The following is a 9,927-nucleotide window of genomic DNA, read 5'->3' as shown; positions in this document are numbered from 1 at the left end:
GGCGGATAAACCGGCTTGCTGGATCTTTTCGATCCCGTCAGGCCGGTTTTGCCTTGTTCCAAGCGCCGCGGCCACCGTATCTCGGCCCCCGATTCAGCATTCCTCATTCCACTGGGTAAAATTCACATCCCACGAAACGAGATGAACCGAATATCGAAAGGATCGGGATTGTGAGTTCAACTGTCGGCACCCAGGTGGCCACCCATGCGCCACCCCAGGAGGCGAGTGCGGCGGAGCGTCGGAAAGTGCGCCTGGCCTCCACCATCGGCACCACCATCGAGTTCTACGACTTCTACGCCTACGCCACCGCCGCCGTGGCCGTGTTCCCGTTCCTGTTCTTCCCCAAGTCGGAAAGCGACACCGTCGCGCTTTTGCAGTCCTTCGCCACCTTCGGCCTCGCGTTCATCGCACGGCCCTTAGGCTCTGTCGTCTTCGGCCACTTCGGTGACCGCGTCGGCCGCAAGGCCACTCTTGTCTTCGCACTGCTCACCATGGGTATTGCAACGTTCATCATCGGGCTTCTGCCTACGTATGCGCAGGTGGGCATCTGGGCGCCGGCACTGCTTGCGCTGATGCGCTTCTGTCAGGGCCTCGGGCTCGGCGGCGAATGGTCCGGGGCGGCGCTGCTGTCCACCGAGACCGCAGCAAAGGGCCGCCGCGCCTGGGCGGCAATGTGGCCGCAGCTCGGCGCCCCGTTCGGGTTCTTCCTCTCCAACGGCCTCTTCCTCATCCTGGTGACCTGGCTGGGCCACTCCACCGGCGACCTCGAGGGCGCGTTCATGACCTGGGGTTGGCGCGTGCCCTTCCTCATGTCCGCCGTGATGGTCGCGGTCGGGCTGTGGGTGCGCCTGCAGATCGAGGAGACCCCGGTGTTCCAGCAGGTGATCGAGACCGACCAGAAAGTCTCCTCCCCTTTGTCCGAGGTGTTCGCTAAGGCGTGGCGGCCGCTTCTCCAGGGCACCTTCATCATGGTCGGCTGCTACACGCTGTTCTACCTCGTGACCACCTGGTTCCTCTCCTACGGCATTGGCTCGGCCGCCGAAGGGGTTGGCCTGGGTATCCCCTACGTCGACTTCCTCAAGCTCCAGCTCGTCTGCATCTTCGGCTTCATGCTCGGCATCCCGGTTGCCTGCCGCCTGGCGGACACCTACGGCCGGCGCCCCGTGCTTGGCCTGACCTCCGTGGCCATCATCATCTACGGCCTGAGCTTTGGCTGGCTGCTCAACCCGGAGAGCTTCACCATGATCTCTCTTGGGGTCTTTCTGTTCCTCGGAATGGTCCTGATGGGGATGATTTTCGGGCCGATGTCCGCCATCCTGCCGGAGCTCTTCCCGTCCAACGTTCGCTACACGGGATCGGGCGTTTCCTATAACGTCTCGTCCATCCTCGGCGCTGCCATCGCTCCCTTTATCGCCACTGCGCTCAACGCCTCCTATGGCCCACAGGCCGTGGGTATATACCTCTCCGTGGTCACCGCCATCTCGCTCGCCGCCATCGTGTGGGCGCCCGAAACGGTGAACAAGGAAATGCACGAGATTTAGGCCTTTACCCGAAGCGCTACCCATCCTATACTTTCCACTACGGAAAGTAGCGATGTTAAAGAGGCGCTTCAGGCTGTCGAGGAGGTAGAACGCTCGGTTGAGCGCCGTTCGGGCCAGCGCCGGGTGCCCCTGTGGGTGGGCTTTGCGGTCTCCCTCCTGCTGGGCGCTTCCATAGGTCTGGTGGTCTACGAAAGCCCCTGGGGGTACGTGCTCTCCGTTGCCTGTGCAGTTCTGCTGATCGCCATCACGTACATCGACAGCAGGAATCGCGGGGTTCGCGAGTCGCTGAAGCAGGAGGTCAAGGCCGGACCCCAGGTTTCCCGGAGCGCTTTTCTTATCGCTTTTCTAGTCTTGGCCCTCACCTGGCTACCCAAGGGGCCATTGACCTGGGCGATCGTCGCAGGGGTGGTTTCCGCCGCAGCGTTTGCAGTTTTGTACTGGTGGGAATGGAGCGGCCGTGCAGCTTGATCCCGTCATCCACCCCGTGGGCCGGCTGAAAATCTGCGCCGCGCTGTCCGCCGCCGGAGCTACCGAAGGCGAAGTGCGCTACGAGATGCGTTTCGCCCACCTGCGCGAGGTCACCGGGCTTTCCGATACCACCTTGTCCAAGCAGCTTTCCGCCCTCGAAGAACACGGCTACATCACCCGCTTCCGCGAATACGGCTCCACCCACGCCAAGGACACCGTGTGGGTCACGCTCACGCGCGCGGGCAAGGAGGCCTTCGACGGCCATGTCGCGGTGCTGCGCGAGATCGCGGCACATTAAAAGGCGCTTTACCTGTCAGTGCTGTTTTTGAACAGTGCTTCCTGCAGGTTGTCCACGCTGACATGCTGGGCGTTCCACAACACCGCGTTTTTCATGCTCTTGTTGTGGTCAAGGCCGTCGACAAGCGTGCGCTTCGTGCCTTCGAGCGCCTTTGGCGGCAATCCGGCGAGGGATTGGCCCAGTTCTTCCGCCCGCGCAAAGAGTGCCTCGGGGCTACCTAGCACCTCGGTGACCAGTCCCCAGGATTCGGCGGTGCGGGCGTCGATTGGCTCGCCGGTTAAGGCGAGGTGCGCCGCGCGACCACGCCCAACAATGTGCGGGAGGCGCTGCAATCCGCCGAGGTCGGCGGTGATACCCAGCTTGACCTCCGGCAGGCTAAAACGGGCATCGGAGCTGCACAGACGGATGTCCGCGGCGGCGATGAGCTCGAGGCCCGCGCCGACACACCACCCGTTCACGGCGGCGACAACGGGGATCGGCAGCCCCGCCACCCCCTCGGTGACGGCATGCATCCGGTCCACCACCGCCGTGAACTTCTCCGGATTCCCCAGCGCCGGCACAATCTGCTCAGCGCTGTCCTTGACGTCCAGCCCGGCGCTGAAGACTTCAACGCCTCGCAGCACGAGCACCCGGGCATCACCCAAGGTGGCCAGCACGTGCGGCACTTCCTCCCAAAACGCCCGGCCCATTGCTCCCATCTTGGATGTGATGGTCAGCGTTGCCACCGCTTCGTTTCGCTCAAGTCTCACCGTCGTTGTATCCACGCCCCCACCCTACAGTTTCAATCCCCTAACTATCTGGCCTTTGAGCCGCAGCCTTGATGTTGCACGCAGCCTGCGCGGGTGCAGTTTTCAGGCTCGTTTGTTTGGTTCGAAACGGTCTCCGCCGCAGAAGCCAACTGCTAGACTGCCCACCATGACAAGCCCCTACCCGCACCTTTTTGAGCCACTTGACCTCGGTTTTACGACCCTGAAAAACAGGGTGATCATGGGATCCATGCACACCGGCCTCGAAGAGGTGGAGCAAGGATTCGAACGCCTCGCAGTCTTTTACGCCGAACGGGCGCGCGGCGGCGCCGGCCTCATTGTCACCGGCGGCATCGCGCCTAACGACGCCGGGCGCACCGTTCACCACGGCGCGCGGATGGCCACCGAGCAGGAGGCCCAGCAGCACCGCCGAATCACGCAAGCCGTGCACGCTGAAGGCGGCAGGATTGCAATGCAGATTCTGCACGTCGGGCGCTACGCCTACCACGACAAGATGGTCGGCCCGAGCCCGATTCAGGCGCCCATTGCCCCGTTTGTCCCGCACGAACTGAGCGACGCGGAGGTCGAGCAGACCATCGAGGACTTCGTCCGCGCCGCGACCCTGGCCCGCTCCGCCGGCTACGACGGCGTGGAGATCATGGGCTCCGAGGGCTACCTGATCAACCAGTTCATCGCGCGACACACCAACCAGCGCACGGATCGCTGGGGAGGGTCCTACGAAAACCGCGCCCGCTTCGCCCGCGAGATCGTGCGCCGCGTCCGCGAGGCCGTGGGGCCCGAGTTCATCATCATCTACCGGCTGTCCATGCTGGACCTGGTTCCGGACGGGTCCACGCTGGACGAGGTCATCCAGCTCGCGGCGTGGATCCAGCAAGACGGTGCCGACATTTTGAACACCGGCATCGGCTGGCACGAGGCGCGGGTGCCCACGATTGCCACCTCGGTGCCCCGCGGGGCGTGGGCGTGGGTGACACGGGAGCTGATGAAGGCGCGGCAGCGGGGCGTGTTCAACCTCCCGCTGGTTACCTCGAACCGGATCAACACCCCCGACAAGGCCGAAGAACTGCTCGCCGAGGGCTACGCCGACATGGTGTCCATGGCGCGGCCGTTCCTCGCGGACGCCGAGTTCGTGAGCAAAGCCGCCGCCGGCAACGCTGACTTGATTAACACGTGCATCGCCTGCAACCAGGCATGCCTGGACCACACCTTCTCCATGAAGGTTGCAACATGCCTGGTCAACCCTCGCGCGGGCCACGAGACCGAGCTGGTGGTCACCCCGGCCGAGGCGCCGAAACGCATTGCGGTTGTCGGTGCGGGCCCGGCGGGATTGTCGTGCGCTGTCACCGCGGCCCAGCGCGGCCACGCCGTCACGCTTTTCGACGCCTCCCCGACCGTGGGCGGCCAGCTCAACATCGCGAGGCGAATCCCGGGCAAGCAGGAGTTCGACGAAACCGTCCGGTACTTCACCAACATGCTCGCAGCCGAGGGCGTCGACGTGCGCCTGAATACCCGCGTGAGCGCCGACGACCTGGAGGGCTACGACGACGTTGTTGTGGCCACGGGCGTGACCCCGCGCGTGCCGGAGATCGAGGGCCTCGATCACCCGAAGGTGCTGACCTACCTCGACGTCCTGCGCGAGCGCGCGGAGGTGGGCGACAAGGTCGCGATTTTGGGCGCGGGCGGCATCGGCTTCGACGTTGCGAGCTTCCTCACTGAGCCCGAGCGCGACACTTGCCGGGACCCGGAGGCATTCTTCGACGCGTGGGGCGTGGATACGGACTACACCAACCCCGGAGGGTTGAAAGCGCCCGAGCGGGAACGTCCGGCGCGGCGCGTGACGCTCATGCAGCGCAAGTCCTCGAAACTCGGTGAGAACCTGGGCCGGACAACCGGCTGGATTCACCGCACCGAGCTCAAGCACCGCGGGGTGGAGATGCTGCCGGGTGTGACCTATCGCCGCATTGACGACGCCGGCCTGCACATCACGGTCGACGGCGAAGAGCGCACGCTGGACGTGGACAACGTCGTGATCTGCACCGGCCAGGAGTCGCTGCGCGAGCCCTACGACGAGCTGCTCGCCCGCGGTATCACAGCCCACCTGATTGGTGGCGCGGACGTGGCCGCGGAGCTGGACGCCAAGCGCGCGATCGACCAGGGCACCCGGTTGGCTGCGTCGCTGTGACGGCGGCGTGGGCGAGGCGTCGCTAAGCTTGAAGCTCATAACCCATTGAAGGAGGCTTGACCATGACCGAGAAGAACACCCCGACCAACGAAGACAGCATTAACGATCTCACCGATCCCGACGCCGACCCGCAGTTCCAGGAGGAAGTCTCCACCGAGGAGGAGAAGTAGATGGCTCAGGACGCTGACCGCAGCCAGGCCTCCGAAAAGGACAAGCTTCTCGACGCCGCCGTCACTCGCATCGGAAACTCCCCGACGAACTTCAACTCCGTCGACGACTTCGAGAACGCGGAGAACGAGACCGCCGCGACCGACGAGGGTCACCTCGACGAGCACCCGAACACGGAAGCACGCACCGGGCAGGTTGAGGAAGGCCTCGACGACGGCAACAACCGTTCCCAGTTGTAACTGCGCGTCCCGCAGGCTGTTACCGCCTGCGGGACGCATCGGCCCTGAACACGGTAGAAAACTTCCTCCGCCGGCACCACCCGCCCGCCCCCACAGTGGGCGTGGGTGGTGCCGGCGGCGGAAGTCTGTAGTGGTCCTGTTGATGTGTAGGGGCCTACGTTGCAGTCTCTGCCGCTGCAGGTTGCGCGGCGGCGGGCAGCCTTTGGGAGGAATAATTCCGCCCACCCCCTTGCGCGCATATCGAATTACGATATTATCGAATTACGACAATATCGATTATCGATATATCCCGTCTGCCAAGGAGGCATCATGGCCCACAGTGCTCGTCTCGCAACCCCGACCACCAAAAGCTTCAACTCCGCGCTCATGATCGTCGTGATCGCCGTCATCATCTACTGCATCCCGGAGATCTACCACATGCTCGCACATGGGATCTTCATCACCCGCCTCTCTCCCGCCCTCCCAGATGGCTTGGCCGCCTCGGCGCTTCCGCGCGGCGCTGTCATCGGCTACCTGGCCGCCTTCGGGGTGAAGTACGCCTCACTGATCGCCGGCGCCGTATTCCTCACCCGGGCCTTCACCTCGATGCTGCGCGGCAGGCTCTTCACCAACACGGCGACCAGGTCACTGCGTTTCGCTGGGTACTCGATAATCTGCTGGCTCATTGCCCGCCTCGGCATCGAGGGGCTCGCCAACAACTACGCGGCATCCGCCCTCGGAGTCGAGTCCTGGTGGAACACCGGATCGGGCACACCGCTTTCCGACGTCAGCCCCGCGCTCATCCTCATAGCAACGCTCATTGCCTTCGAAGCTGTGCTCGTGCGCGGCAAGACACTCGAGGAGGAGGTTGACGGACTTGTCTAAGACACCCCGCGTCGTGTGCCGTCTCGACGCACTCATCGAGGCCAAAGGAATCACCGGCGCTGCGCTGGCTGAGCAGGTCGGCATCACCCCCGTCAACCTCTCGGTACTGCGCAACAACCGGGCGAAGGCGGTCCGCTTCACCACACTCAGCGCACTGTGCGAAGCCCTCGATTGCCAGCCCGGCGACATCTTCGAGGTCGAGTACGACTAGTACTGTGGGCAACATGACTTTTCCTGCCCCTTCCATCGACTCCTACGCACTGGTCACTGGAGCGTCGCAAGGCATCGGCGAAGCCATCGCCCGCGACCTTGCCTCCGCCGGCTACAACCTCATCCTTGTCGCGCGCCGTGAGGACGTGCTCATGCAGCTCGCGGGCGCCCTCACCACGCGCCACGGCGTCAATTGCGAAGTCTTTGCCGCCGACCTCTCGAAAGAGCGCGACGTCACGGCCCTGCTTGAACACATTCACTCGCGCACGGTTACGATCTGCGTCAACTCTGCAGGCATCGCCTCCTTCGGCCCCTTCATGAAAGCCGATTGGGACTACGAGGTCAACCAGTACAACCTCAACGCCACCGCGGTGTTCCGCATCACCAAGGCCGTGCTCGATCAAATGGTGCCGCGCGGCGAAGGCGCACTGTGCAACGTCGGCTCGGCCGCCGGAAACATGCCGATTCCCAACAACTCCACCTACGTGTTCACCAAGGCGGGCGTGAACACGTTCACTGAGTCGTTGCATTACGAACTGAAGGGCACAGGCGTTCACTGCACGCTGCTTGCCCCCGGTCCCGTGCGCGCGGCCGTCGTGCCGGAGGAAGAACAAACCATCGTGGACAAAGTCGTCCCCGATTTCCTCTGGACCACCTACGAATCCTGCGCAAAAGACACCCTGGCCGCGATGCGCCGCAACAAACGCCGCGTCGTCCCCGGCCCCCTGTCGAAAGCAATGGACGTCGTTTCCACCTACACGCCGCGCGGCTGGCTCTCGCCACTGATGGGCCGTTTCTACGAACAGATGGGAGAGGCGTAAGTGTCCCACGAGATCGCCACCAAGAACGACCGCATCGTCTGGATCGACCTTGAGATGACCGGGCTCGACCCCGACAAACACGTCATCGTCGAAGTCGCCGCGCTGGTGACCGACGCCGATCTCAACATCCTGGGCGACGGCATCGACATCGTCGTCCACGCCACGGACGCTCAGCTCGCCAAAATGGACGACGTCGTCGTCTCCATGCACACCGACAACGGGCTGCTCACCGAGATCACCGCATCGACGGTCAGCCTCGCAGACGCCGAAGATGCGGTGCTGGGGCTCGTCACTAAGCACTGCGATCCCGCCCACCCCGCGCCGCTTGCCGGCAACTCGATCGCCACCGACCGCTCGTTCATCCGCGCGCACATGCCGCGTCTCGACGCAGCACTGCACTACCGCATGATCGACGTCTCCACCGTCAAGGAGCTCGCCCGGCGCTGGTTCCCCAAGGCATACTTCAACCAGCCCGACAAGGGCATGTCGCACCGCGCGCTGGCGGATATTGTCGAATCGATCCGCGAATTGGACTACTACCGGCGTAGCGTTTTCGTTGAGGCGCCGGGGCCCGACTCGCAGGAAGCAACCGAAGCCTCCACCGCCGCGCGCGACGCCTACCAGCGGTTTTTGTAATACCCAGGGTGCATACTAAGGTAGAACCCGCTGCAAAAACAGCGATGGTGGCTGTAGTTCAGCTGGTAGAGCACCAGGTTGTGATCCTGGGTGTCGCGGGTTCGAGTCCCGTCAGCCACCCCAAAATTTTTTACCCCGCGCGGAGCGTTATTGTGCGCCCGCGGCCCAAGCGTCACCAGATCAAGGCGGATGCGGGCGCTGGAGGGGGCGCAAAGCTCCTACCCGTCGGAATTGAGCTCCTCCCAGCTCAAGTTCCAGTAGCCGAGGCCGTCCCAGCTCGGCAACGTATCCCCATCCGTGTTAACCACCTTGACGGGGTCGCCGCGCTTGACAGTGGCCTGGTACCACTTCGCATCCTCGGTACTGGCGTTAACGCAGCCGTGGGACTGGTTGTAGGAACCGAGCGCACCCGCAGCCCACGGTGCAGCGTGGACGTAGATCCCGGAATACGACAACTGGGTCGCATACTTGACGGGGGTTTTGTAACCGCCGGCGTCGAGGCTGAGGCCGTAGGTAGTGGAATCCATCACCATGGATTCGTTCTTGTCGCCGACAACGTACGTACCATTGGAGGTCTCCCAGCGGCCCGGGCGGCCCAGCGAGACCGGGAAGGAACGCACGACCTCGCCGTTGCGCGTCACCGTCAGGGTCTTGGTGGCGTTATCCACCGTTGTCAGCACCTCGTCACCCACAGTAAACGACAGCTCCGACGAATCGGTGCCGTAGACCCCGCCTCCCAGATCAACACCGTAGACATCCGCAGTAACGGTCACCTGCGTGCCCGGCTCCCAGAAGTCCTTCGGGCGCCAGATGGCGACGTTGTCGCTCTGCCAGTAGAACCCACCCTCGGTGTCGTTGGAGGTGGTGACCTTGATCGCCTCCTGGGCTTTTTCCTTGTCGCCCGGGGCGTAGCTGAAGTGAATCGGGATGGCCTGGCCCACGCCCACCTCCGCGCCGTCCTGCAGTGCGAAGTACACCGACGACTGGGCGGCAGGCGCGACGGTGGTGAACGTCCGCTCGAAACTCGTCCCGGCGCGGTCAGCGCCCTTGAGCGTGTACGTGCGCCCATAGCCCAGCGGCTCGGCTGTCGACCACTGCGTCATGTCGGAGTTGAACTCGTACTTGACCACCTTGCCCGACTCGTTAGTCATCTGCGCGGAGCGGATGCCCGCCTCCGCCTCCACGGTCACCGGCTCAACCGGCGAAACCTTCGTCGCACCGTCCCCAACGGACACCACGGGCGGCGCAAACGATTCCGTGGTCTCCGTGGCTGTCTGCTCGCTGGAATCACTGGCGGATTCCACCTCGCCGATGGTGCAGGCGCTCACGGTCACACCCAGGGCAAGGGCCAATCCGATAGCGGTGGTGCTTTTCAGGGCTCGTGGCAAAGTCTTCAATGCTCGTTCCTACTTTCCCGCCCGACACACGTCATGCACGTCGTGATGCGTCAATCTTTTCGCCCCTTAGCCTATCCCCATTAGGCACCGGGGCGAAACCAAACACACCCGGCAGGCCAAACCGCGCCTGACCTGCCGATTTCACCCCATATAGCCCTAGATGCTATATTTCTCTTCGTTGCAACAACGGCAGCCGCGCTAAGAACCGCGCTTCAAACGAGGTTTTTGGCAGGCCAAGTTTGCGCCATTAGCTCAATTGGTAGAGCAACTGACTCTTAATCAGTGGGTTCGGGGTTCGATTCCCTGATGGCGCACAACATCACCCCCGCCGGGAGG

General features: G+C 63.6%; 10 protein-coding genes and 2 tRNA genes. 10 read left to right on the top strand and 2 right to left on the bottom strand.

What is annotated here, in order from left to right:
* Positions 1-170 precede the first annotated feature (170 nt).
* Positions 171-1,541, top strand: a complete 1,371-nt coding sequence (locus tag HMPREF0298_RS03505; RefSeq protein WP_006839723.1) for an MFS transporter — start codon at positions 171-173, stop codon at positions 1,539-1,541.
* A gap of 457 nt (positions 1,542-1,998) precedes the next feature.
* Positions 1,999-2,307, top strand: a complete 309-nt coding sequence (locus HMPREF0298_RS03495) for a transcriptional regulator (protein ID WP_006839721.1) — start codon at positions 1,999-2,001, stop codon at positions 2,305-2,307.
* A gap of 8 nt (positions 2,308-2,315) precedes the next feature.
* Here the strand turns inward: HMPREF0298_RS03495 and HMPREF0298_RS03490 are convergent, their stop codons facing one another.
* Positions 2,316-3,071 (bottom strand): enoyl-CoA hydratase-related protein, encoded by a 756-nt coding sequence (locus HMPREF0298_RS03490; protein WP_040422456.1) that lies wholly within the window; start codon positions 3,069-3,071, stop codon positions 2,316-2,318.
* Positions 3,072-3,222: 151 nt separating this feature from the next.
* Between HMPREF0298_RS03490 and HMPREF0298_RS03485 the strand changes: the two genes are divergently transcribed.
* From HMPREF0298_RS03485 to HMPREF0298_RS03455, 7 genes are all read left to right on the top strand, one after another.
* On the top strand, positions 3,223-5,256 hold the full coding sequence (locus tag HMPREF0298_RS03485; RefSeq protein ID WP_006839718.1) for an NADPH-dependent 2,4-dienoyl-CoA reductase: 2,034 nt from the start codon (positions 3,223-3,225) through the stop codon (positions 5,254-5,256).
* Positions 5,257-5,426: 170 nt separating this feature from the next.
* Positions 5,427-5,663, top strand: coding sequence for a hypothetical protein (locus tag HMPREF0298_RS03480; protein ID WP_006839717.1), 237 nt, complete (start codon positions 5,427-5,429; stop codon positions 5,661-5,663).
* A gap of 309 nt (positions 5,664-5,972) precedes the next feature.
* Complete coding sequence (locus tag HMPREF0298_RS03475; protein ID WP_006839716.1) at positions 5,973-6,527, top strand: hypothetical protein; 555 nt, start codon at positions 5,973-5,975, stop codon at positions 6,525-6,527.
* Positions 6,520-6,738: a helix-turn-helix domain-containing protein gene (locus HMPREF0298_RS03470; RefSeq protein WP_040422454.1), complete on the top strand. Its 219-nt coding sequence runs from the start codon at positions 6,520-6,522 to the stop codon at positions 6,736-6,738. The genes HMPREF0298_RS03475 and HMPREF0298_RS03470 overlap by 8 nt, the downstream gene beginning before the upstream one ends.
* Positions 6,739-6,751: 13 nt before the next feature.
* A complete protein-coding gene (gene cmrA, locus HMPREF0298_RS03465; protein WP_040422619.1) occupies positions 6,752-7,558 on the top strand; it encodes a mycolate reductase in 807 nt (268 codons plus the stop codon).
* Entirely contained in the window at positions 7,559-8,194 is a 636-nt protein-coding gene (orn, locus tag HMPREF0298_RS03460) for an oligoribonuclease (RefSeq protein ID WP_006839713.1), read from the top strand.
* A 47-nt stretch (positions 8,195-8,241) separates the two neighbouring features.
* Positions 8,242-8,317: transfer RNA gene (locus HMPREF0298_RS03455), tRNA-His, on the top strand.
* Positions 8,318-8,412: 95 nt separating this feature from the next.
* Here the strand turns inward: HMPREF0298_RS03455 and HMPREF0298_RS03450 are convergent.
* Positions 8,413-9,591: a L,D-transpeptidase gene (locus HMPREF0298_RS03450; protein ID WP_342610142.1), complete on the bottom strand. Its 1,179-nt coding sequence runs from the start codon at positions 9,589-9,591 to the stop codon at positions 8,413-8,415.
* 241 nt (positions 9,592-9,832) lie between these two features.
* Between HMPREF0298_RS03450 and HMPREF0298_RS03445 the strand changes: the two genes are divergently transcribed.
* Positions 9,833-9,905, top strand: a tRNA-Lys gene (locus tag HMPREF0298_RS03445).
* The last annotated feature ends 22 nt before the right edge of the window (positions 9,906-9,927 follow it).

The organism is Corynebacterium lipophiloflavum DSM 44291, assembly GCF_000159635.1.
In the GTDB taxonomy this organism is placed as follows: domain Bacteria; phylum Actinomycetota; class Actinomycetes; order Mycobacteriales; family Mycobacteriaceae; genus Corynebacterium; species Corynebacterium lipophiloflavum.
The sequence above is the reverse complement of the archived record's forward strand: the minus strand, read 5'-3'. Positions and strand labels throughout refer to the sequence as shown.